A 24,344-nucleotide genomic window follows, 5' to 3' on the forward strand; every position below is an offset into this window, starting at 1 on the left:
AAGGCCTGCTTCGCAGGCCTTTTAGTTTCAGGTATATAGTCAAGGTCTGAAATTTGCCTTATGGCACAAGTTGTTGGAAACTTGAATGACCTAGTATTGCAGGTGAGCGCTGGATGCAGTCACGTCATTCTCTATCGCGTGGTTTTACCCTGATTGAGCTTGTTACCACCATCATCCTGATAGGGATTCTGGCGGTGGTGGCCATTCCTCGCCTGTTATCTGCTTCTTCCTACAGTGCCTACTCCCTTCGCAATGAATTTATGGCTGAGCTGCGTAAGGCGCAGCTCTTCGCCATGAATAATACCGATCTCTGTATTCGCGTGGCCGTATCCAGCAGCCAGGGGTACCGCATCGAACGTTATCAAGGTCGCACCGCCAATCAATGTTCCGGAGCTCAGGACACCGCCCATGAGCAGCCCTGGCAGGGATTTCAGGGCGGCAGTGAGCTGGCGCTGCTTGCCGGTGGAACCCGCAGTTTTAATCTGGATTTTGATACCCTCGGCCGACTCCCCACCACGGGCTGCAGCGGCGACTGTATCCTGGCTATCGCTGACGAAACCCTGGTGCTGGCGATAGAATCTGAGGGGTATATTCATGCCCGTTAGTCTCAGCAATGTGCCAGTGTTATCCAAACGCACAGCGGGATTTACCCTGGTAGAGCTGGTGGTTGGCATGCTGGTGCTGGCCATTGCACTGGTATTGCTGTCCAGCATGCTTTTTCCCCAGGCAGACCGGGCGGCAATGACGCTGCAGCGGGTAAGAAGTGCTGAGTTGGCACAGTCGGTGCTCAATGAGATCTGGGGCAAAAGGTACGATGAACACAGCAATATCAATGGCGGCGTGCCGGCCTGTGGCTCGCCCTCAGCCTTGGCCTGCAGCACTCAAATGGGGCCGGAGGGGGAAGGGCGTAATGATTTCGATGATGTGGATGACTACCATGGATTGAATGAATCCCAGTTTATGCTGAACTCGAGCCAGCGCTATATCGACCGTTACCCCGGCTTCAAACTGGCCGTGGAGGTCAGCAGTTCGGCCCCTGAAGTGAATAAACTTATCGCCATTCATGTCACCACACCTCAAGGCGAAGTAATCACTTACCATGCCGTGAGGAGCAACTACTGATGCGCTGCGCTGCGATTGGGCCAAGCGCCCGGGGGTTCACCCTGGTGGAACTGGTCACCGTGATCCTGGTGCTGGGGGTATTGGCCGTGGGGGTGAGCAGCTTCATCATCTTCGGCACCCGCATTTTTATCGAGTCGTCGGCCGTTGAGCAGGTGACGGGTGAGAGCCGGTATGCCATCGAACGCCTCACCCGTGATATTCGCCGCGCGCTTCCCGGCAGCTTGAGGCTTGGTGCCGGCAGCGATGGCACCGATAGCTGGCAATGTCTCGAAATGGTGCCTATTGCAGCGAGCACCAGCTATTTGACATTGGCCATATCACCAGATGCTACGGCGCAGCAGGCCAAGGTGATGCGCGATGGTGCCAATACCAGCATTACCGCCGGGCAAATGGCCCACGTTTACCCCCTGATGGCGACAGATGTTTACCCACTGGCGACGGGTGATACCGGCAAGCGTTTTGCCGTGAAGTCGGTGATAGACGGCGTCGATTCACTGGAGCTGAGTTTTGATAAGCCGGTACGCTTCAGTCAGGGCTCGCCGAGCCGCCGTATATACTTCAGTCAGGATGTGGTGAGTTATTGTTTTATCGAGCAGCTGACCAGTCACAATATCAGCCTGTGGCGCTTCAGTGGCTATGGTCTCAGTGCGGTGCAACCCGATGTGCCTGCCATGAAGCTTTCGGGGCGTTCGGCACTGATGGCAAACGCGGTGACTACGCCTGCGCCCATCGCACTGCAGGCTTCCACCCTGATAAACAATGCCATGGTACAGCTGGACGTGGGCTTTGCTGTGAACGGCGAAACCTTCCAATATCAACATCAGGTACATACAGCCAATGTCCCCTAATTTCCCTATGCGTTCCAGGCAGCGAGGCAGTGTGCTCATCGTAGGGATCTTTGTGATCACTGTGATGTTTTTGCTCGCGGCGGCGCTTATCCGCATGGTCAGCGATGCCGATGAAGCCTTGACACTGGAAGTGTGGGGCGCACGGGCGCTGGCTTCAGCCAACAGCGGCGCCGATGCGGCCATGGCGAAGCTGTTCCCCATCAGTGGCGGCGCACCTGTGTGCAACAGCAGCGACAGTTGGACGCCGCCGGCGATGGTGGGATTCCATGGTTGTGTGGTGAATCTGTCCTGCAATAGTTTCAGTGCCGAAGGGGTGACTCAGTATCTCGTTGTCAGCCGTGCATTCTGCGAAAGTGGTGACCTGAGAGTAAGCCGTAGCGTGGAGGTCAGTGCCCGTGCCATTCCTTAGACTTCTGCTGATAGTACTGCTTTGCTGGCTGCCACAGGCCATGGCTGTGCCGGTTTGCTCCGATATTTTTACGGACCCACCAACGGGCAATCACAATCCAGGACTGCTACCGCCCCCCAACCTCGAAACCAGTCGTGGCAATATTGAATGCAGCAAACACGGAAGGGCGTCGTCGTGCACCCTGAACAACCGCAATTTCAATGACAGTTTTACGCCAGGGGATTACAACTATTCCAGCGGCAGCTTCAGTCACGGAAGCTATATCAACACCAATGGCCGCACTACCAGGCTTTACTTTGATAGTTTTGATTTGAACCAAGCCAGTCTCAACGCCAGTGGTCGCGCTGAAGACCTGATTATCTATGTTCGTGGCTCCTTCAGTATGGCAGGACAAAACTACATCAATGCCATCCTGTATGTTGCGGGCTCAGTACATATCACAGGTAATGCGTCCCTCGATGGTGCGCTGGCCGCCGGGGGCTCTTTGGCTATCCAGGGCAACGGCGATGTGGATGTGGATCTCTCAGTTGTGGACAATGCTGATTTCGGCGGTATGTGCGATAAGCAAAAGGCCATCCAAATTGACCACTTTCTGCTGCAATACTCCCAAAGTCCCCTGACCTGTAAAGCCGAGACAGTCACAGTGCTGGCCTGTAAAAATGGCAGCTGCAGTGAGTTGGTCACAGACCCGGTCAGCGCCACCTTAACTGCAGCGAATGCCGTAACGGGCTGGGAAGGCGGCAACAATATCAGCCTGGTGAATGGCAGTGGCCAAAAGCGGCTTTGGCATACTGTGGTGGCGCCGCCGGTGACTATCGGTGTGGGCAGCTCTTCACCGGTGGCAGTGAACCCGACTCTGTGTCAGCGGGGAAGCAGCACACCCAGCATGGCCTCCTGTACCTTAGCCTTTGCCGACAGTGGCCTTTTATTTGATGTGCCAGACAAGCTGGCGGGTAAGGCCGCAAGTATTACCCTGAGTGCAGTGCGTAAAGACGACCAGTCGCAGCGCTGTGTCCCCACGTTTCAAAACACCAGCAAGCAGCTGGCATTCTGGAGCGACTACCTCAGTCCAGATGTCACAACCCTGGTGGGCAGTCCGAAGATGACGGTAGAAAGTAGCTCTATAGGTACCAGCGTCCAGGATGCGACTTCTATCCCCCTGAACTTTAACAGCCAGGGTGAGGCCACCTTGAGTGTGAACTATCCGGACGCCGGCCAGCTTGCGCTCAATGCCAGGTATCTGGGTGGCGGCAGTGAAGGGAATTTGCAGCTGGATGGCAGCGACAGCTTCGTCAGCTTTCCTGTGGGAATGTGTGTCAGAGCCAAAGACACGCTGGCGAGCTGCCCGGCAGGGGATGCCACTTGCGCCGCCTATCGCAAAACCGGCGACAGCTTTGACTTGCTCATCTCGGCCCATGCCTGGAGCTCAGATACTGACAATGAATATTGCGATAACGCAACAACCCCCAATTTTGAGATACAGAACATCACCCTCGGCAGTACCCTGGTGGCGCCTGTGGGCGGCAGTGACGGGATAGTAGGCACTGGCAGCTATTCCCATAAAGCTCAGGTGGGCGCCAACCAAATCAGCCAAAGCATTAATGAGGTGGGGGTATTCCTTTTCAGCGCCCAGGCGCCGAATACCTACCTTGGCAGCCAGTTTTATCGCATTCCGCTGGCACAGTCCGGCAATATTGGCCGCTTTGTGCCTGCGGACTTTGCGGTGAAAGACGTCAGTCTGATCCCAGCTTGTGGCTTGCTTAACTCGCCAAGTTTCAGTTACATGGGGCAGCCGACCCCGCTGTCGATGCAGCTTGAGGCGCACAATCACCAGAATCAGGTCACGGTGAATTACCGGGATGATTTTGCCAAAGGCAAGGCGGTACTGGCGGCGGAAAATGACAACAATGGTACGGACTTGTCTGCCAGATTGAGCGCCTTGGCAGGGGCCTGGGCAGCGGGCGTTATGGCGTTTGACAGCACATCTACATTCATTTTTGCGCGCACCACGGCCCCCGGCATGGATGGCCCTTTTGAGCTGTTGGATATTGGCCTCTGGGTGAATGATATGGACGGAGAACTCTCCAGGCTTGCGCCATTGGATATGAATCCAGACAGCGTCGGTGACTGCAGTGTGATGCCCGATGGCTGCAGCGCCCAGCGACTGGGCACTGTGCCCATGCGCCACGGCCGGGCGGTGCTGGATAACACCTACGGCCCTGAGACCGATATATTGCGCATGCCAGCCTATGCTCAATACTGGAACGGCAGTGCCTGGACGCTGTCCACCGAGGACAGCTGCAGCATAGCCTCAGTACCTTTAAGTTTTCAGGTGGATAACCCTGCTCTGGGTTATTTGTATCAGCCGGGATTGCTGGCCGGGCAAAGTATCGACCGCAGCGCTACATCGGCAAGTTTCAGTCAAGGGCAATTGCCGCTCTTCTGGCAGGCTTTGGGCACCACCTTTTACCGCGGACAGGTGACGGCGCCACTGGATGTGTCGGATTGGCTGCATTGGTACTGGAATTGGAGCGGCAGCGAGCCGCAAACCCTCAGCGATCCCAGGGCAAGTGCCTATTTTGGTCGTTACCGAGGCGACGATCGCATTATTTTTTGGCGCGAGATCAATTGACGACTACAGAGAATTTGACGCTCAAACACGGTGGAACTGAGTCTGGTTTGGTGTGAAAAACTGCCGCATTTTTCATCACCTTACTTTCGGTTCAAAAAAAATCACTTCATTAGCGATTGTTAACCTCCCCAGTCTTGTGGAATCAGGGTGGCATTGATAAAGTTAGCTGATTTTTCTTTTCTCTGGCTCCTCTCAGAAAAACAGGCTGGTTACATGTTCAAAAAGCTGCGTGGCATTTTTTCCAATGATCTTTCGATCGACCTGGGTACCGCCAACACCCTTATCTATGTGCGTGAAGAAGGTATTGTCCTCAATGAACCTTCGGTGGTGGCAATTCGTAACGAACGCAACAGCTCAGGGCAAAAGTCCGTGGCTGCTGTGGGTACCGAAGCCAAGCTGATGCTCGGACGTACCCCTGGCAACATTCAGGCGATCCGCCCGATGAAAGACGGTGTAATCGCCGACTTTTACGTGACTGAGAAGATGCTGCAGCACTTCATTAAGCAAGTTCACAACAACAGTTTCTTTCGCCCAAGCCCCCGGGTGCTGGTGTGCGTACCAGTAGGAGCCACCCAGGTGGAGCGCCGGGCCATCCGTGAATCAGCCATGGGCGCCGGTGCCCGCGAAGTGTATCTGATTGAAGAGCCAATGGCGGCGGCCATCGGTGCCGGTTTGCCGGTATCTGAAGCAACAGGTTCCATGGTAGTGGATATCGGTGGTGGTACCACGGAAGTGGCCATCATCTCCCTGAACGGTGTGGTGTACTCTTCTTCCGTGCGTATCGGTGGTGATAAGTTTGACGATGCCATCATCAATTATGTGCGTCGTAACTACGGTAGCCTGATTGGTGAAGCTACCGCCGAGCGTATCAAGCACACCATAGGAACCGCCTACCCAGGCGACGAAGTGCTGGAAATCGAAGTGCGCGGCCGCAACCTGGCCGAAGGTGTGCCAAGAAGCTTCACCCTCAACAGCAACGAAATTCTCGAAGCCCTGCAAGAGCCACTGTCGGGTATCGTCAGTGCCGTGATGGTGGCACTAGAGCAGTCTCCACCGGAGCTGGCTTCCGATATCTCCGAGCGCGGTATGGTGCTCACCGGTGGTGGTGCGCTCTTGCGTGACCTCGACCGCCTGCTGATGCAGGAAACCGGTATCCCTGTGATGGTGGCCGAAGATCCGCTGACCTGCGTGGCCAGAGGCGGTGGTAAGGCCCTTGAAATGATCGACATGCACGGTGGCGATCTCTTCTCCGAAGAAAATTAACACCACAGGTGAAAGAGGCGGTAATGCTACCGCCTCCTTTGTTTTATGAAGCCTATTTTTGTTCGCGGCGTCTCTAACCAATTCCGACTGACACTGGCAATTATTTTGTCGGTGCTGCTTATCGTGGCCAATGATCGCCTCACGCCGGTGCGCCAGTCTATGGCGACACTGCTCAGCCCACTGCAGTATCTGGCCAATGTTCCCGGCGACATGTTGGATGGCTTTGCCGAAATGCTCGCTACCCGCACCATGCTGGAACGTCAGAATGCCGAAATGTTGCGTCAGCAACTGATGATGAGCGAGCGACTGCAGCGTTTCGAACATCTGCGCCAGGAAAACGAGCGCCTGCGCACCTTGCTGGGCTCGCCCCTGCACATGGATGCCCGCAAGATGGTGGCTGAAGTGATGGAAGTGGCCAGCGATCCTTTCCATCAGCAAATCGTTATTAACCGCGGTACCCAGAATGGGGTCTATGTGGGCCAGCCTGTGCTCGATGCCCAGGGCATAGTGGGACAGGTGGTTGAAGTCAGTGCCATTACGGCGCGGGTGCTGCTGATGTCAGACACCAGTCATGCCATCCCTGTGCGTATTACCCGCAACGATGTGCGCATGATAGTGAATGGCACTGGTGAGTTGGATGAAGTTGAATTAAGACACGTCGCGAAAAGCACCGACGTCAAAGTCGGCGATTTGCTGGTGACCTCGGGTCTTGGGCGTCGTTTTCCTGAAGGTTACCCGGTTGCGCGCGTTACCGTGGTAGAGCGTGACGATGCTCAATCCTATGCCAAGGTCATGGCACAGCCGCTGGCGGCGCTGGACCGTATCCGTTACTTGCTGCTGATTTGGCCCGATGCCGGAAGTAACCCTGTGAATACCGAAGCCGTTGAGGGCTCCGCTGACGCAGCTGATGCGCCGGCTCAGGATGAGCCTGCCACAGAGGCCGCCCCAATCGCCACTGAGGAGGCCCAATGAGTCTGCAGGCCCCCAATCGCCGCATCGTTGTATGGCTGACTCTGTTTGTCGGCTTATTGTTTCAAATTATGCCGCTGCCGGATCTGGTTGCCGCCTGGCGTCCGGACTGGCTGCTGCTGGTACTCATCTACTGGACCATGGCTTTGCCCCACAGATACAACATTCTGACCGCCTGGATTTTGGGTGTGGTACTGGATGTATTGCTGGGCGCGACCCTTGGCGTCAGGGCGCTGGCCTTTTCACTGGTGATTTACGTGGTGGCGCTGCATTTCCAGCGTATGCGTAACTTCACCATCTGGCAGCAATCTTTATTGGTTGCATCCCTGGTTGGGGTGTTTCATCTGGTGGTGTACTGGCTGCAGTACGTGCTGACCAAGGCCACTTACTCCCATGCCATCTTTTGGCCTGTGTTGTCCAGCCTCGTTATCTGGCCCTGGGTGTTCTGGTTCCTGCGTCGGGTGCGCCGCCGTTATAAAGTGAGATAAATTTCATGACTCTGGTGCTGGCATCCCAGTCACCCCGTCGCCGTGAGCTACTGGCTCAGGCTGGTTTGGGCGTGGCGGGATTTTCCTTTGATCGCGTTAATCCCGATATCGATGAAACCCCGTTGGTCGGTGAGTCACCTGCGAACTATGTGGCACGTCTTGCGGTCGAAAAAGCAAAGGCCGGGCTGGCACTTTGCGGGCACATCAATGCGCCCGTGGTGCTGGGTTCAGACACCATAGTGGTGCTCGATGGGTCGCTCCTTGGCAAACCCGGTGATAAAGACGAAGCCGTTGCCATGCTGAGTGCGCTCTCTGGCCGCGAACATGAGGTCATGACTGCGGTGGCCCTCACTGACGGTGACCGTACGTTGTGCGACACTGTGACAACCAAGGTACGCTTTGCCGACCTGTCCCGGCAGGATATTCTTGCCTATGTGGACACAGGTGAGCCCATGGATAAAGCCGGTGCCTATGGTATTCAGGGGCTGGGTGGTGTCTTTGTTGAAGCCATCGATGGCAGTTACAGCGCCGTTGTTGGGCTACCTTTGGTGGAGAGTCGCCGTTTACTGGCTGCATTTTCACTGATTTAAGCTGCATCGGCCCCAATCGATTAACTGACTTTCCCTGAGGGGTAACCGTGAACACTGTGAGTAACTCCAGTCAGAAAAATCCGCGCAAGATTGGCTCTGAGCTTTTGATTAACGTCACCCCCAACGAGGCCAGAGTGGCGCTGGTGGAACACGGGGTGTTGCAGGAAGTCCATATCGAGCGCCGGATGAAACGCGGCCTCGTGGGCAATATCTACAAGGGCAAAATCAGCCGGGTTCTTCCGGGCATGCAAGCCGCCTTCGTTGACATCGGCCTGGATAAGGCCGCGTTTTTACATGCCTCCGACATCATGCCCCATACTGAATGTGTGGCCGATGTGGAAAAGGGCAACTTTGTGGTGCGCGACATTGCCGAGCTGGTGCGTCAGGGCCAGGACATCATGGTGCAGGTAGTAAAAGATCCCCTGGGCACCAAGGGCGCACGCCTGACCACCGACATCACACTGCCTTCCCGCTATCTGGTATTCATGCCCGGCTCTGCCCATGTGGGTGTGTCCCAGCGTATTGAATCTGAAGATGAAAGAACCCGCCTGAAAGAAGCCACACTGCCCTTTGTTGACGAGGATGGTGGCTTTATTATCCGCACCGCGGCCGAAGGTGCCGGCGCCGAAGAGTTGGCACAGGATGCCGCCTTCCTGCGACGGGTCTGGGCCAAGGTGACAGAGCGGCGCAAGCGCAAGGGCAGTTCACTGCTGTATCAGGATCTTGCCTTGCCGGTGCGCATTGTACGCGACTTTGTCGGCACGGATCTGGACCGTATTCAGGTAGACTCCCGCAGCACCTTCGAAGAGCTCAAACATTTCGCTCAGGAGTTTATGCCGGAGTTTGAAGAAAAAATTGAACTCTACAGCGGCAGTGTGCCCATCTTTGACCTCTACGATGTGGAAAACGAAATCCAGCGGGCCCTGGGGCGCAAGGTAGAACTCAAGTCGGGTGGGTACCTGATTATCGACCAGACCGAGGCCATGACGACTGTAGATATCAACACGGGCGCCTTTGTTGGCCATCGAAATCTTGAAGAAACCATCTTCAATACCAACCTCGAGGCGACCCAGGCCATTGCCCGCCAGCTGCGGCTGCGTAATCTCGGCGGCATTATCATCATTGACTTTATCGACATGCTCAGCGAAGACCACCGAGCGCGTGTGCTGTCGAGCCTGACATCGGCCCTCGCCCACGACAGGGTTAAGACCAATGTCAGCGGTTTCTCCGGCTTGGGGCTGGTGGAAATGACCCGCAAACGCACCCGGGAGAGTCTCGAACATGTGCTCTGCGGCGAGTGCCCGGCCTGTAAGGGCAGCGGTTATATGAAGACGGTGGAAACTGTTACCTACGAAGTTTTCCGTGAAATCATACGTCTCGATAAGGCCTATGATGCCGATGAATTCTTGGTGTACTGCGCGCCTGCGGTGCACGCTTGCCTCAGCGGCGATGAGCATCACCATGTGGCCGAGTTGGAAGTCTATATTGGCAAGCGGATCCGGGTACAGATGGAGCCCCTGTATGCCCAGAATAAGTACGATGTGGTAATGGTCTAGTGGCAGCATTCTGGCGTCCGGCCGCTTTGGGCCGGATTTGTGGATTAACGCTGGCAACCTTACTGGTGCTGTTTGCACTGGGGGTCAGCCTCATCCGCAGCCTGCTGCCGCAACTGGAACAAGCCCGCGACAAAGTGACTGATTACCTGTGGGAAAACTACCGCATTGAAGTCAAAGTCAGTCGTCTGGCGGCCGAGTGGCAAGCCTTCGGGCCATCACTGACGGTTGAAAACCTGATTTTGCCTCCCCAGGAAGGGCTCCCGCTTACCCTGATTATCAAACGCACCGACATCAAGCTGGATTTTTGGCAAACGCTGATAAGCCGCGAACCCACGGTGGAGCACGTGGCCTTCGAAGGGGTACAGATTGCCCTGGACCTTGACGCCATGGGGGGCTCAGGCCCGCAAGAGCCTATTCCTGCCAGTAACGACACCGCTCGGGTAAAAGAGTCCACCCGGGTAATAGATTGGCTGTCGCCCCTGCTGCTGGAGCAGCTGCAGCAATTTGCCCTGACCGACGCCACTGTGCAGCTCAAGAGCAAGCACCACGATTTCCGCCCAATCTACGTGGGCGACTTGCGCTGGCTGAACCTAGATGGTCGCCACCGGGCAGAAGGCTATGTGTATCTGGATGACAGGGCGTCTGTCTCCGAGCGTTTGTCGCTGCAAATCGATTTGAAAGGCGATGGAAGTCAGCCGGAAAGCATACATGGCCAGTTGTATCTGGCCGCACGGGCGCTGGATTTGGGTGAGTGGGCAGCCCGCCAACCCAATCCCTTCAACGAGACAGAGCCCTTACCCTTGGCCGGTGTGGTCAATTTTGAAGCCTGGGCCGATGTGGCCGACCTCAGTTTGATGTCGGCGCTGGTGCAGTTTTCACCTTCCTATGTGCAGTGGCCCGGCCTTGAAAATCAGCAGCGCTTTGCCGTCGATGGTGGCAGCCTGGTGTGGCAACGCCATGGCCGAGGCTGGTTATTTGGCAGTGACCAGCTGGCGCTCGTGAGCAATGATATGCCCTGGCCAGAGGCCAGGATGGCCGCCATGTACGATGGTGTTGAGCTTAAGGCCGAACTGGATGCGCTGGATTTAGGTTCCTTATCCCCCCTGGTCCCCCTTATTCCCGGGCTCACTATCGATGGCTTGAAAACCCTGCTTGCCATGCACCCCCAGGGGCAGTTACAGAACATGCGCCTGCACTATAAGGCGTTGCAAAGCACAGCTCAGCAGGATGCAACCCATCAACTGGCGGTAAGCGCCGGGGTCAGTGGGCTGGGATGGCTGCAGGTGGGTCATATTCCCGGGCTTAAACAGCTCGATGCAAAATTGTTTTTCGATGGCGAATTACTGCGGGCTTCCTTACCTGCGCAGACCCTCGAAGTCGACTTTGGCACCCAAGCCTTTAAAGCGCCGCTGGTCTTCCAAACCCCAGGGATGGAACTTGGTTTTGATGTGACCGAAAACGCACTGCTCGCCCCCTCGGTGCAGCTCGAAAATCCCGACCTGGCAGTGGATGCGGCCATGAAAATGGTGTTCAGCCAACCGACTCATCTGGCGCTCAGCGCAGGTGTTGAGGTGCGCGACGCTGCCCGTGCCGGCTACTATTTTCCCCGTGCTGCCATGGGCAACGAGTTGGCCGACTATCTGGAAGGGGCAATTATCGCAGGTCGTACACGAGATGCAGCCGTGGTATGGAATGGTGCGCTCAAGGATTTCCCCTATCGGGACAGCAGCGGTATTTTTCAGGCGGGCTTTGTGATGGACGAGGCCAGTTACGCCTTCCAGCCTGACTGGCCGGCGGTGACGGATTTGTCGTTGCGTGCCCTGTTTGAAAACCTGCGCATGGATATCTGGGTGGATGAAGGCAAGCTCAAGGCGGTTAATGCCGCCGGAGCCCATGTGTATATTCCCGAAATGAGCCACGAAACCGTATTGCACGTGGAGGCGGCGCTTGCCACCACAGGACCTGCAGCCACAGCAGTGCTGCAGTCTTCTCCTTTGAAACACTCAGTAGGCGCCGTATTGGACGTGGTGAAGGTGCAGGGCGCAGTCAAAGGGGATCTGGACCTCGTCATTCCGCTTTACCATGGCGGCAAGCCTGACATCCAGGGATTGGTGCTCTTTGATGATACCCCCGTATACCTTGATACCCCAGGCGTACAGCTCAACCGCCTCAAGGGCGAGCTCAGGTTTGCCAACGACAGGATTGAGGCCGGGGGGCTCAGTGCCCGACTCTTCGGTCAGCCCCTCAGTCTGGATGTGTTTGGTGCAGATGGCGCCAATGGCTATCGAGTGGATACCAAACTCAAGAGTGGCTGGGATCTGGCCTCCTTGCCGCCATCACTGGACAACCCCCTGAGTGATTTCTACGCCGGTGTGCTGGCGTGGCAGGGCACTCTGGCCCTCACACTGCCCAAGACCGGTGGTTTTGATATTAAGGCAGAGGCTGAGTCCAGTTTGCGCAACGCCGAGCTGAAACTGCCTCCTCCCTTTGCCAAAAATGTGGGCGTACCCATGCCGCTTAAACTGGCGCTGCAGGGCAATGGCGATGGCCTGACACTGGATGTGTTTCTGGACAATAAGGGACATTTTGCCGGCCATATACTGCCATCGAGCGGCACCATGGACAGTTTTCTGCTGACCCTGGCTGACAGCCTCGCCTCGCCACAAAGCGTCGGCGTGTCCGAAACAATCAGCGATTCCGAGAACTCAACGGCGCCTGAAAACCCAGGTGCTGCAGAAGGCGCGGGCGACAGCACCGTCACCGCAGCCGCCGGTCTGACTCAGGCGGAACCTGAGTCCACGTCAGCCGGGGATGCAACACAGCACGCTGAGCCCGCTGCCACACAGTCAGCCTCAGTAGCGGCAGTGACCTCCCTTGCACAGAGCGCTCGCTCTGCAACCGGAGGCCACCTCGATGTTACCTTGCGCCAGGCGAGTTTTAATGACTGGCTGCCCATCATTATGGGATTTGTGGACTCAAGCACTGCAGAGCCCACATCTGACAGTGCCCAGCAAGTATCTCCAGACGCACAGACCAACCCAGAACATCAGCCCAACGGCTTCTTCCCGCGCCTGGAAGGCATTTATGCAGATATCGGCGAGCTGACGATATTCGGTCAGTCCCTTGCCGATGCGCTGATATTTGCCCGTCCGGAAGATGGACTGTGGCGCGTCAGCACAGATGCCAATGAGTTCAGCGGTGATATCGATCTCTTCCCCGATTGGCACAGTGGCGGCATTAAACTCAGGGCCAGCAAATTATATCTGTCTCCCGAGTTCACCGAGGCTGAGGCCGAAACCTCGGTGTTGGGGGATGAGCAGTTCAGCAGTAATCTGCCGCCAATCGCGGTGGATGTGGATGACTTCCGGCTCTACGACCGGGCCCTTGGGCACCTGGTGCTACAGGGGTTGCCCGAGCCGGGCCGCTACAATTTTCAAACCCTGTCACTCTCATCCGATGCGGCCACCTTGAAGGGGCAGGGCGGCTGGTTGATGGACGTCAACCAAACCCGCATGGAGTTCAGCCTCAAGGCGGATAAGTTTGATGCCTTGGCACTGCAGTTGGGCATTACCCCGGGCATCAAGGATTCGCCTTTGGATATCAGCGCCGAGCTTTACTGGCAGGGGGCACCCCACGAATTTGACCTTGGCACTCTCAGCGGCGGGCTCAAGTTTGCACTCGGCAAAGGCAGCCTGACCGAAATCAGCGACAAGGGCGCGCGTATCTTTTCTCTCTTCAGCCTGGATTCGCTGCTGCGCAAGCTGTCGCTGGATTTCACGGATGTATTTGGCAAGGGGATGTTCTATAACAGTTTTGCCGGTACTCTGGAACTGGATAATGGTGTGGTGAAAACCCGCGATACCGAGATGGACGCCATCGCCGGCAATATGAAGGTACGTGGCTATACCGACCTGACCACCCAGAGCCTGAACTACGACATTCGTTTTGTGCCCCAACTGGCCTCCAGTGTGCCAACCGTGGTGCTGCTCAGTACCAGCGCCTGGACCATGGGCCTCGGCGCCTTTGCCCTCACCAAGGTATTGGAACCCGTGATTGAGGTGATTTCGGAAATCCGCTTCCGTCTCTCCGGTACCATGACGGACCCGATGCTCGAAGAGCTTGAGCGTAAGAGCAAAGAGATAGAGATTCCTGAGTCGGTACTACCAAGACCAAAGGAGGCACCAGCAACTTCAGCGGATGGCGATGCGCCGGTGGCGCAAGGGGGCCCAGAGCCGACTCCAGCTGCGCAGTCTGGGCCAGAGCAACAAGCCCCTGAGCAGGCAAAGCCAGAATCCGTGCCTGAGTCGGCGCCCGTCAACGATCCTGTGCCGGAGCAAACAGAAGAGCCGGAGCCCGAAATTCCTGAAACGCCCTTGACCGGCGAGCCTGAACCTTTGTCGCAGTTGCCCGGCACATCCAAGCCGGTACAATTGAGCCATTATTTACGCCGTGGAGATCCGCATGCAGGTCAGTTTGCTGCAATGCCAGAGCAGCCGGGATGTGCAGGCCAATCTGGCCTTTATCGAATCGCAGCTTGAGCGGCTGCCAAGAGTGCCCGGAGAGCCCCAATTGGTGGTGCTGCCCGAGTGCTGTTTGCTGTTTGGTGGTCATGAGAGTGAACAGCTCGCCTGGTCCGGCGAAGATGAGCCACTGAAACAGGCGCTGGCGACACTGGCGGCCCGCTTTGGAGTATTTCTGGTGGCGGGCACTATCCCCGCCCGCAGTGGCGATGGCCGGGTTTATAGCCGATGCTATGTATTCGATGACGCCGGCACTGTGCTGGGGCACTATGAAAAAATCCACCTGTTCGATGTGGATGTGGCCGATGGCACCAAAACCTACCGAGAGAGCGACACCTTTTGCCCCGGTGAGAACCTGGTGGTGGTGGACACCCCCTTCGGTAAACTGGGTCTCGCCATTTGTTACGATGTACGCTTCCCCGACATGTTCCGTGCATTGAGACTGGCGGGTGCCGAGATAATCGCATTGCCAGCTGCCTTTACCAGGGTGACAGGGGAAGCGCACTGGGAAATACTGCTCAAGGCCCGTGCCATAGAGAGCCAATGCTTTGTACTTGGCGCCGCCCAGTGGGGCGCCCACAATACCGGCAGCCGTGAAACCTGGGGCCAGAGTATGCTGATTGACCCCTGGGGGCGCACCCTCGCCGAGCTTGCCCAAGGCACAGGTTGGGTGCAGGCGAGGCTCGACAGGGACGAGTTGGCCAGGGTACGTGCCGCCATGCCGGTGGCCAGCCATAATCGTTTTGCAGCCCCCGAGCTGCTGCCCGCGAAAGCCGGTAAATAACTACAGAATTTTATTAGGGAAAAGAGAAACCAGATGCCGTTTTTAACCCAAGTTGAACAGAGTCTGCTCGCCAACAACCTGAGCCTGGATAACCTGGCCGAGTACCTCAAACTCATCCACAGCCATAATGTGGACTTTTCTGATCTCTATTTTCAGGGCAGCAGGCACGAAACCTGGGTATTGGAAGACGGCATCATCAAGGAAGGCTCCTTCCACATTGAGCGGGGTGTGGGAGTGCGCGCCATCAGTGGCGAGAAAACCGGATTCGCCTACGCCGATGAAATCACTCCGGCCGCCCTCGAAGCGGCAGCGCTGGCGGCCCGCGGTATAGCGCAGGTCGGCAGCGATTATCAGGTCAAAGCCTGGACTCGCCAGGGCGCCAAGACCCTGTACGACAGCGCCGACCCCATAGCGGCCATGGAAGAAGCCACCAAAATCACCATGTTGCGTCAGGCCGATGCCTACATCCGTAGCCTCGATTCCCGCATCATCCAGGTGGTGGTGAGCCTCTCAGCCGTGCACGAAGAAATCCTGGTAGCCGCCAGCGATGGTACCCTGGCGGCCGATATTCGTCCGCTGGTACGCTTCAACTGCTCGGTGATTATGGAAGAAAACGGCAAGCGTGAACGCGGCGGTGCCGGTGGCGGTGGTCGCCACGATTTCGCGCCCCTTTTTGCCAATGACGACAGCGGCATGCCGGTGTGCTTTGCCTTTGCCCGTGAAGCTGTGCGTCAGGCCCAGGTAAACCTCACCGCCGTGGATGCTCCAGCCGGAGAAATGCCTGTGGTGCTCGGTCCGGGTTGGCCGGGTGTACTGCTTCACGAAGCCGTTGGCCATGGTCTGGAAGGCGACTTTAACCGCAAAGGTTCCAGCGCCTTCAGTGGTAAGGTGGGCCAGCAGGTGGCATCCAAATTGGTGACTGTGGTGGACGATGGCACATTGCCGGGCCGTCGCGGCTCCCTCACCATAGACGATGAAGGTGTGCCAAGCCACCGTACCGTGCTCATTGAAAACGGTATCCTGAAAGGCTATATGCAGGACAAGCTTAACGCCCGTTTGATGGGAGTGGCGCCCACAGGCAACGGTCGCCGTGAGTCTTACGCCCACCTGCCCATGCCACGTATGACCAACACCTACATGACAGCCGGTCAGGACAACCCTGCCGATATCATCAAGTCGGTGGAGAAGGGCATTTACGCACCCAACTTCGGCGGCGGTCAGGTGGACATCACCTCGGGCAAGTTTGTGTTCTCGGCCTCTGAAGCCTACCTGATAGAAAAAGGCGAAATCACCCGTGCCATCAAGGGGGCGACCCTCATTGGCAACGGCCCCGAGGCCATGAGCCAAATTTCCATGGTGGGTAACGATCTCGAGCTCGACAAGGGTGTGGGCGTATGCGGCAAAGACGGCCAGAGCGTGCCCGTCGGCGTTGGCCAGCCTACCCTTAGACTCGATCGCTTAACCGTGGGTGGCACCGCCTGAGGCCCCGCCACTCAATCAGGCGGTACTGATTATTAAACGCGAGACTATTTTTTAAAGGCGATCTGGGGATCGCCTTTTTTATTGGGCGAATTCCGTCACTCAGTCGCTCGTTCACAGCATCCGGCAACTGACCCAGGTCAATTACCTCCGGGGAAAACTGCTCTAAGGTTGGCTCGCATCTCCAATCGGAGACACCTGAGCTTGCAGGAAATCCGGGCCAGGAAAACCAAAGCGAGGACATCGAAATGAGTTGTTGTGGTGCGTGTGGCGGACAGGCTGAGCAGACTAAACCGGCAGATAAACCGGATGCCAAGGTAAACAGCGGTGAGACAGCCAGGGGCGAGCCTGTGGATCCGGGGCTGGCGGCACTGAGTGAGGCGCCGGAATCCCAAAACGCTGTGCAGGCTTATCGCCCCTGAAAGGTGTCGGGCATCAGCCACTTATATAAAAAGCCTGTCCACTGGACAGGCTTTTTCATCGAGGATTCTTCCTGAATACTCAGCTCTTAAAGCTTGGCTCTGGACTTCTTCGCTGCGGCCTTGGGGGCTTAGCGCCGGATTCAGGCAAACATTTAGAGAGGCTGGTTCACCTGAATGACCAGCTTGCCGAAGTTTTTGCCCTCCAGAAGGCCAATCAGTTGCTCGGGGGCGTTTTCCAGACCCTGCTCAATTTGTTCACGGTACTGGATTTTACCCTCGGCCAGCCACTGGCTCATGTCCTGCTCAAACTCTCCGTAACGGTGGCCATAATCATCAAAAATGATAAAGCCCTGCACCTTGATGCGCTTGGTCAAAATCAGCCCCATCAGCAACGACAGTCTGTCCGGTCCGGCGGGCAGCCCGGTGGCGTTATACTGGGAAATCAGGCCGCACACCGGAATACGGGCGCTGGTGTTCAAAAGCGGGATGACGGCATCGAACACGGCGCCGCCGACGTTTTCAAAGTACACGTCGATGCCGTCGGGGCAGGCGGCGGCCAGCTCGGCGGCAAAGTTGGCTGACTTGTGGTCGATACAGGCATCAAAGCCAAGTACTTCAACCGCATGGCGACACTTGTCGGCGCCGCCGGCAATACCCACTACCCGTGCGCCCTTGAGCTTACCAATTTGGCCCACGGTAGCACCAACCGGCCCGGTGGCTGCGGCCACCACTATGGTTTCACCGGCTTTGGGCGCGCCAATGTCGAGCAGGCCCATATAGGCGGTAAAGCCCGGCATGCCCATCACGCCGAGGGCGTAGGAAGGGTGGCTTGGATTGGCCCCCAGTTTCAGCAGGCCTTCGGCGCCGGACACGGCATAGCTTTGCCAGCCCACGTTGTAGGCGAGTACCCACTCACCCACGGCAAAGTCAGGATGGTTGGACACTTCCACCTGGCAGACGGTGCCGCCAATCATCACTTCGCCCAAGGCTACAGGTTCGGCATAAGACTTGGCATCGCTCATGCGGCCGCGCATATAGGGGTCGAGTGACAGGTAGATGGTGCGCAGCAGCACTTCACCCTGCCTGGGTTCGGGTTTGGCCAGGGTTTCCAGGCGGAAGTTGTCGCTGGTGGGGGCGCCAACGGGGCGTGAGGCCAACACGATGCGGCGGTTGATGGAATCAGTCATAACTCTGTCCTCTATTTAAATTAGACCAGTCGTCTAGTGTTCGTTTCAAAAAATCCGCTATCGAAATAGCGGCTTGGATTTGGGACTATGCTTTTGTTTGGCTTCCGGCTCAGGCCGTGGGCTGCAACACCTGTCTGGTGGTCAGCAGTGCCTGCTGCAGGCTCGCATCGTCCAAACGTATCTTGTTCAGCAAGCTGGCGCCGATCCACAGGTTATAAAGCTGCTCGGCAATCTGGTGGCTGTCGCCGATGTTGAGCTCGCCCGCCACTCGCCCCTGCTCTATGCAATCGGCTATTCGCCCTATGATGCGGTTGGTGCCACTAAGGAGTGCCAAACGCATGGGCTCCGACAGGTCCGACACCTCACCGGCAAGCTTTACCACCAGGCATTTCCCTGCCTGGCCCTGGCAGCTATTTTGCTCGCTCCAGCGCTGCCAGTAGTGCATCAGCTTGTCAAAGTGATTACCCGGGGCAGCTTCAAGCAGCTGGTTCAGCTGGCTTAAGTAGTCGCTGAAGTAGGCCTGGATCAGGGCTTCGCCAAACTGCTCCTTGGACTTGAAGTAGTGATAGAAGGAGCCCTTGGGCACCTCGGCGTTTTTCAGCAGTTCCGACAGGCCCACACCGGCAAAGCCTTTGTTGACCACCAGTTGGTAGCCAATGTCGAGTATGTGTTGCCGGGTGTCTTGGGTTTTGGTGTTCATGGCGGCGATAATATCGACAATTAGACCAGTCGTCTAGTGTTTTTTTTTTTTGCTTGGTGATCGCACGGTAACGTTGGAAGTCAGTTGGTTAGTCTCGCGGGGCAAGTGGTGTTTGCTTTGCCTGTGCGACCCGAGTTGTAATGTGCTGCGTTTATAAGCCTGCTGTGATTGATAGTTGATTGCGGCTTTGCAGATTAGTCGCTCTATAAGCGACAGAAGGTCGTGGGTTAAATGCTCCGCTGCGCAATCGCCAGTTAGCTACCAGTTACACTTTTTGCGAAGCAATCCTGATGCAGGCATTTGTCATCAAGGGTATTGGTTACTGAATGGGGTCACACTCCAAGGTTTAAACATTCACCAAAAAAGATTAGGATCCGGGGACTTACCAAGGCTTATTGGCGGCCTTTTCGGCCTGGCGACTGAGTCTTTGCGGCGCAGGGTATTGGGCGGCAATGCACGGGTGCTGATCTGAGATGGCAAACGTGATGTGGATGTCATGGCGCTCAACTGCCCGTTGGTGAGTCAGAGAATGGAATGCTATCATCCGCCACTGGAATTAGAGTTAATGCTCTAGGGGTGTCAATGAAACCTATCACCACACTGGTTTGTCTGCCAAAAATGGTGTGTTCGTCCCGTCAGCGGGCAAGGCGTGCGCTTGTTGCGCAAAAAGGCCGCATCACTAAATCAGCTCTGTTTGCGGCCGTGCTTGCGTCTTGCGCCGGCATGTCTGTGATAGCCACAGCTGCCCATGCCCAGAGTTTTGATGAGGCCTGGCAGCAGTTGCAACAGGTTAGCGATAAACTGGCAGCCTCCAGTGCCAAGGTCGACCGGGCCCGCGCCGAGCGTGATGCCGGTGAAGACATGAACCTGCCGGAGCTGTCGCTCAATGGCAGCTATACTCGCCTTGAAAAGCCGCTGGAGATGGACCTTCGGGATCTTAATCCCATGGCCTCACTCGACCCCGCAAGTCTGCCGCCCGCCCTAGGTGCGGCCCTTGGCAGTATTCCCGGCGAACTTTTTATCACTCCTTTTACCGAGCAGGATATTTTCCGTGCCAGCCTGTCGGCCATGTGGCCCATCTACACGGGTGGGCGCATCAGTGCGGCCCAGGGTATACACGAGGCCCTGCTTGCTGAAGAAGAGCAGCAGCGTGAGCTCACTCGCCGCGAGCTGTTTACCACCCTGGTGGACAGGTACTACGGGGTGATGGTGGCGGCAGAGCTGGCCCGTACCCAGGACAAGTTGGTGGCGTCGCTGGAAAAACACGTCGACCATGCCCGCAAGCTTGAGGCCCAGGGACAAATCGCCAAAGTCGAGCGCCTGAACGCCGAAGTGGCCCTGGATAACGCCAGGGTGCAGGCGTCCAGCAGTCGCCGTCAGTATGAGATGACCAATATCGCCCTGAAAAGCCTGCTGAAAAAAGCCGACACCCCCTCGTCAGGGCTTTTTATTGCGCCAAGCGAACCTTCGCTGCCGCGCCTCGCAGAGCTGACCCAAAAATCCCATCCGGCGCTTAAGTTACTGGATGCCAAGGAAACCCAGGCCAGCGGCCTGATTGAAGTTGAGCGCGGCGCCTACAAGCCCACAGTATTCCTTTACGGCAACTACACCCTGTACGAGGACGATAGTCTGTTCGCGAAAATGGAGCCGGACTGGATGTTGGGAGTGGGCTTTAAGATGCCGCTGCTCTCCCGCGACGGCCGCAGTGGCAAGGTCGAAGCCGCCCACAGCGCACTGCTGCAGGCCCGCCACACCAAGGCGCAAACCCGGGAAGACTTGAGTCTGTTACTGGAGCAAAGCTTTCGTCAGCTTAAGCAGGCCGAAGAAGAATACCGTGCCCTCGACAGCTCGCGGGCGCTGGCGATGGAAAACCTGCGGCTTAGGGAGCTTGCCTTTAATCAGGGCATGTCCACCTCTATCGAGCGGGTGGACGCCGAACTGAAACTCACCGCCGTGGATACCCAGCAGCTGGGTGCCAAGTTTCGTTATGTGCAGGCCTATGCGCGCCTGATGGCCATCTCAGGGCTGTTGGATGAATTTATCGGTCAGGCCCAGCGGGTGTCGGCCACCATGGGAGAAAAACAATGACAGTCAACCGTTTGCTGGCAACGTCTGCACTGGTGGCGCTGGTGATAGCCCTCGGCTGGGGGCTGATGCTGGCTCACACACCTGCCAAGGCGCCCTTGCAGGGCCAGATTGAAGCCCGTGAATACCATGTTTCTTCCAAGGTGCCCGGCCGCATTGAACAGGTGATGGTGCGCACCGGCGATACTGTGGCGGCAGGGGACTTGCTCTACGTGATTGATAGCCCCGAGCTTAATGCCAAGTTGATGCAGGCTGAAGGGGGCCGGGATGCTGCCCGCGCCATGCAGCTTGAGGCCGACACAGGTGCCCGCAAGCAGCAGATTGCCGCCCAGAAAGAACAGTGGCTCAAGGCTAAAGCCGGGTTGGATCTCGCCAAAACCACTTTCGAGAGAGTGGATAACCTCTTTAACGAAGGCGTGGTGCCAAGGCAAAAGCGCGATGAAGCCTATACCCAGTGGCAGGCGGCCAGATACACGGAGCAGGCGGCACTGGCGGTGTATCAGATGACCGAAGAAGGCGCCCGGGAAGAAACCAAGGCGGCCGCCGCCGGCAATGCCCGCATGGCCGAGGGCGCCGTGAAAGAAGTGAGCGCCATTCTGGCCGACAGCCAGATGCGCGCGCCACGGGGCGGTGAAGTGTCGGAAGTGCTGCTGCAATCCGGCGAGCTGGCGCCGTCCGGTTTCCCTGTGGTGAGTCTGGTGGACATGAATGACGCCTGGGCCGTGTTCCAGCTGCGGGAAGACATGCTCAAGGATGTGAAAAAAGGCGAACTGAAACAGCTGTATATTCCAGCGCTGGATACCCGCACCGAGTTTAAGGTGAGCCACATTGCGGTAATGGGCGACTTTGCCACCTGGCGCTCCACCGAGAGTGGCCACGACTTTGACCTGCGCACCTTCAAGGTGGAGCTGGTGCCCCAGCACCCCATCGAAGGGTTGCGGGTTGGCATGTCTGCCATTTGGGAATAAGCGATGAAAACCCTGTTGCGCCGTGAGCTTGGCGCACTGTGGCAAAACCCCTGGCAACTGGCATTGGTCAGCTACCTGCCCATTCTTGCCATGCTGGCACTTTGGTGGCTTTTCAGTGCCGCCTTGCCGAGGCAACTGCCGGTGGCCATGGTGGACCTGGATAACAGCAGCCTGAGCCGTGAGCTGGGCCGCCATATGGCCGCAAACCCTGTCGTCAGCCCCATATCCTTTGCGTCTTTGCCACAGGCCCAGGATGCCATGAACCGCGCCGAGGTCTATGCCTTGGTGGTGGTGCCCCACGGGTTTTCCCGCGAATTAAAAACTGCCGCACAGCCCACGGTGGATGTGCGTTACAACGGCCAGTTCTTATTGGTGGGCAAACTGCTTGCCGCCAATTTGCAGCAAGCCATTGCCGATGCCATGAAGCCGCTGGCCTACAGCAAGCAGCTGGCCCGGGGAGCCAATCCCCATCAGGCGCACATCAATATCGCCCCCGTCGCCACCCAAACCACGGCGCTCTTTAACCGTAACAACAACTACGTGGGCTTTTTGGTGCCGCCGGTGCTGATTGCCCTGTGGCAGCTCACGGCCATGTTGGTGTTTGCCAACGCCCTCAACCGCGAGTTGGAGCCCGCGGCGCGGCAAGAAGCCATTGGCATGCTGCCAAGACTGGGTGCCAAGTTGCTCTGCTACACACCGCTGTTGATGCTGCAGGGGCTCTTTATCCATGCGCTGCTGTTTGGCTATTTGAAACTGCCGGTGGCGGCCTCGCCGCTGTGGCTCATCCCCGCCATGCTGGGCCTGCTGCTGGCGGTCTTTTTGATAGTGGCAGTGATATTTTTTTTGATGCAGGAGTCCGCCCGTGTGGTGAGTTTCTGCACCGCGTTGTTTGCCCCGGCCTTTGCTTTTATGGGGGTGACTTTTCCGGTGCACGATATGCCGGCAGCGGCGCAGTATTGGCGACTGCTGATGCCATCGAGCCACTATATTGACTCCCATATTGCCCTGGTGAGCTACGGTGTAAGCGGCATGGAGTTACTGAGTAAGAATTTGTCTTTTATGCCATTTTTTCTGCTTTTGTTACCAATAGGGCTGCTGGCACGAAAAGGGCTTAAGGAGGCGCAGCCATGACACTGCTGCGGCTTATCCTTGAGGAACTCAAAGCCATAGTCGCCGATAAGGCGATTGCCGTGACCCTGTTTGGTGGGGTGCTGTTTTATGCCTTGTTGTACCCCTTGCCCTATTTGAATCAGGTGCCTACCGAGCAGGCGCTGGTGGTGGTTGACCTGGATAATACCAGCCTCAGCAGGGAGCTTATCCGTCATGCCGATGCCAGCCCGAAAATCCGGGTGGCGAGGGGGGCAGGCAGTGTGGCCGAGGCGCAGCACTATATTGCCAGCGGCGACTTCCATGGCTTGCTGGTGATCCCGGCGGGCTTTAAACGCGATCTCCTGCTGGGCAAGGGCGCGACTCTCAGCTATGGCGGCGATGCCAGTTACTTTCTGGTTTACTCGGCACTGGTGGAGGGCCTGGTGACCGCCGGTATGGATGCTGCAAAGTCGGTACAGCTGCTGGGGATGTTGAGTCGGGGCGAGTCTTTTGCCGGTGCCAGCCTCAGTCTGGCACCCATGCACCTGAATGCAGTGCCTGCCTATAACCCGGGTTTGGGTTACACCCCCTATGTGGTGCCCGGCCTGTTCCTGCTCATTTTGCATCAGACATTGCTGATTGGTACCGGTATTTTGGGGGCCGGGCAATGGCGTAAATCGGGTTATTGGCAGCAGGTGTCGGCCCTTGAACTCTTGATGGGCCGTCTTGCGGCATTTAGCCTTATCTATGCTGCCCTTGGCGCTTTTTACCTTGGCTGGTGTTATCACTGGTATGGGGTCAGTGTGCAGGCGGGGCTTGGGGATATCGCTGCCTTTATCGTGCCTTTTTATGTGGCTACCGCCGCGGCCGGGGTGGCGGCGAGTTGCCTGTTCCGCCGCCGCGACATGCCTACTCAGGTGATGTTGCTGGCCTCCATGCCGATTCTGTTTGTCAGCGGTTTTGTGTGGCCGCTTTCGCTCATTCCGGAGCCTCTGGTGATGGCGGCACAGGCCATTCCGGCGGTGCCTGCCATTTTTGGCATGCTCAAACTCAATCAGTTGGGGGCGGGATTTGACGCTGTGTTCTCTGAATGGCTAACCCTTTGGGTGTTGGCACTGGTGTATCTGGCGCTGGCGTGGTGGGGGCTGGCTGTCAGGCAGCGGGAAGTTGATCGCCCGGGTATCCCCAAACAGGCATAAAAAACGCCCCGCATTGCGGGGCGTTAATCTGTCT

20 protein-coding genes are annotated in these 24,344 nt (G+C 57.1%); 18 read left to right on the forward strand and 2 right to left on the reverse strand.

Going from position 1 to position 24,344, the window contains the following annotated elements; translation table 11 throughout:
* Positions 1 to 113: 113 nt before the first annotated feature.
* The 14 genes from K0H79_RS02410 (at position 114) to K0H79_RS02475 (ending at position 17,082) form a co-directional block, all read left to right on the forward strand.
* Entirely contained in the window at positions 114 to 605 is a 492-nt protein-coding gene (locus tag K0H79_RS02410) for a Tfp pilus assembly protein FimT/FimU (protein ID WP_220077186.1), read from the forward strand.
* A complete protein-coding gene (locus K0H79_RS02415; RefSeq protein WP_220066565.1) occupies positions 595 to 1,122 on the forward strand; it encodes a prepilin-type N-terminal cleavage/methylation domain-containing protein in 528 nt (175 codons plus the stop codon). Before K0H79_RS02410 ends, K0H79_RS02415 begins: the two co-directional genes overlap by 11 nt.
* Positions 1,122 to 1,970: a PilW family protein gene (locus K0H79_RS02420; protein ID WP_220077187.1), complete on the forward strand. Its 849-nt coding sequence runs from the start codon at positions 1,122 to 1,124 to the stop codon at positions 1,968 to 1,970. Before K0H79_RS02415 ends, K0H79_RS02420 begins: the two co-directional genes overlap by 1 nt.
* On the forward strand, positions 1,960 to 2,379 hold the full coding sequence (locus tag K0H79_RS02425) for an MSHA biogenesis protein MshP (protein ID WP_220077188.1): 420 nt from the start codon (positions 1,960 to 1,962) through the stop codon (positions 2,377 to 2,379). The genes K0H79_RS02420 and K0H79_RS02425 overlap by 11 nt, the downstream gene beginning before the upstream one ends.
* Positions 2,366 to 5,011, forward strand: a complete 2,646-nt coding sequence (locus tag K0H79_RS02430; RefSeq protein WP_220077189.1) for a DUF6701 domain-containing protein — start codon at positions 2,366 to 2,368, stop codon at positions 5,009 to 5,011. The genes K0H79_RS02425 and K0H79_RS02430 overlap by 14 nt, the downstream gene beginning before the upstream one ends.
* A 213-nt stretch (positions 5,012 to 5,224) precedes the next feature.
* Positions 5,225 to 6,274, forward strand: coding sequence for a rod shape-determining protein (locus K0H79_RS02435; protein ID WP_011758587.1), 1,050 nt, complete (start codon positions 5,225 to 5,227; stop codon positions 6,272 to 6,274).
* A 45-nt stretch (positions 6,275 to 6,319) separates the two neighbouring features.
* The gene (gene mreC / locus K0H79_RS02440) at positions 6,320 to 7,246 is read left to right on the forward strand and encodes a rod shape-determining protein MreC (RefSeq protein WP_220066569.1); all 927 of its coding nucleotides are present in this window, start codon (positions 6,320 to 6,322) and stop codon (positions 7,244 to 7,246) included.
* The gene (mreD, locus tag K0H79_RS02445) at positions 7,243 to 7,731 is read left to right on the forward strand and encodes a rod shape-determining protein MreD (RefSeq protein WP_011758589.1); all 489 of its coding nucleotides are present in this window, start codon (positions 7,243 to 7,245) and stop codon (positions 7,729 to 7,731) included. The genes mreC and mreD overlap by 4 nt, the downstream gene beginning before the upstream one ends.
* A gap of 5 nt (positions 7,732 to 7,736) precedes the next feature.
* Positions 7,737 to 8,321, forward strand: a complete 585-nt coding sequence (locus tag K0H79_RS02450; RefSeq protein ID WP_220077190.1) for a nucleoside triphosphate pyrophosphatase — start codon at positions 7,737 to 7,739, stop codon at positions 8,319 to 8,321.
* 89 nt (positions 8,322 to 8,410) lie between these two features.
* The gene (gene rng / locus K0H79_RS02455; protein WP_220067788.1) at positions 8,411 to 9,877 is read left to right on the forward strand and encodes a ribonuclease G; all 1,467 of its coding nucleotides are present in this window, start codon (positions 8,411 to 8,413) and stop codon (positions 9,875 to 9,877) included.
* Complete coding sequence (locus K0H79_RS19265; RefSeq protein ID WP_258405460.1) at positions 9,877 to 14,415, forward strand: YhdP family protein; 4,539 nt, start codon at positions 9,877 to 9,879, stop codon at positions 14,413 to 14,415. The genes rng and K0H79_RS19265 overlap by 1 nt, the downstream gene beginning before the upstream one ends.
* Entirely contained in the window at positions 14,339 to 15,181 is an 843-nt protein-coding gene (locus K0H79_RS02465; RefSeq protein WP_220077191.1) for a carbon-nitrogen hydrolase family protein, read from the forward strand. Before K0H79_RS19265 ends, K0H79_RS02465 begins: the two co-directional genes overlap by 77 nt.
* A gap of 33 nt (positions 15,182 to 15,214) precedes the next feature.
* Entirely contained in the window at positions 15,215 to 16,663 is a 1,449-nt protein-coding gene (gene tldD, locus K0H79_RS02470) for a metalloprotease TldD (RefSeq protein ID WP_220077192.1), read from the forward strand.
* Between the two features lie 245 nt (positions 16,664 to 16,908).
* The gene (locus K0H79_RS02475) at positions 16,909 to 17,082 is read left to right on the forward strand and encodes a hypothetical protein (RefSeq protein ID WP_220077193.1); all 174 of its coding nucleotides are present in this window, start codon (positions 16,909 to 16,911) and stop codon (positions 17,080 to 17,082) included.
* Between the two features lie 152 nt (positions 17,083 to 17,234).
* Here the strand turns inward: K0H79_RS02475 and K0H79_RS02480 are convergent, their stop codons facing one another.
* Positions 17,235 to 18,269, reverse strand: a complete 1,035-nt coding sequence (locus tag K0H79_RS02480) for an NADP-dependent oxidoreductase (protein WP_220066574.1) — start codon at positions 18,267 to 18,269, stop codon at positions 17,235 to 17,237.
* A gap of 109 nt (positions 18,270 to 18,378) precedes the next feature.
* Positions 18,379 to 18,969 (reverse strand): TetR/AcrR family transcriptional regulator, encoded by a 591-nt coding sequence (locus K0H79_RS02485; RefSeq protein ID WP_220066575.1) that lies wholly within the window; start codon positions 18,967 to 18,969, stop codon positions 18,379 to 18,381.
* A gap of 723 nt (positions 18,970 to 19,692) precedes the next feature.
* On the opposite strand from K0H79_RS02485, the gene K0H79_RS02490 reads away from it, so the two are divergent.
* From K0H79_RS02490 to K0H79_RS02505, 4 genes are read left to right on the forward strand one after another with little or no spacing between them, the layout of a single operon-like run.
* Positions 19,693 to 21,057, forward strand: a complete 1,365-nt coding sequence (locus K0H79_RS02490) for a TolC family protein (RefSeq protein ID WP_220078069.1) — start codon at positions 19,693 to 19,695, stop codon at positions 21,055 to 21,057.
* Positions 21,054 to 22,022, forward strand: coding sequence for an HlyD family secretion protein (locus K0H79_RS02495; protein ID WP_220077194.1), 969 nt, complete (start codon positions 21,054 to 21,056; stop codon positions 22,020 to 22,022). The genes K0H79_RS02490 and K0H79_RS02495 overlap by 4 nt, the downstream gene beginning before the upstream one ends.
* Before the next feature lie 3 nt (positions 22,023 to 22,025).
* Positions 22,026 to 23,153: an ABC transporter permease gene (locus K0H79_RS02500; RefSeq protein WP_220077195.1), complete on the forward strand. Its 1,128-nt coding sequence runs from the start codon at positions 22,026 to 22,028 to the stop codon at positions 23,151 to 23,153.
* Complete coding sequence (locus K0H79_RS02505; RefSeq protein ID WP_220066581.1) at positions 23,150 to 24,310, forward strand: ABC transporter permease; 1,161 nt, start codon at positions 23,150 to 23,152, stop codon at positions 24,308 to 24,310. Before K0H79_RS02500 ends, K0H79_RS02505 begins: the two co-directional genes overlap by 4 nt.
* Positions 24,311 to 24,344: the final 34 nt, after the last annotated feature.

The sequence above is a fragment of the Shewanella sp. FJAT-52076 genome, from assembly GCF_019457455.1.
Classification (GTDB): Bacteria; Pseudomonadota; Gammaproteobacteria; order Enterobacterales; family Shewanellaceae; genus Shewanella; species Shewanella zhangzhouensis.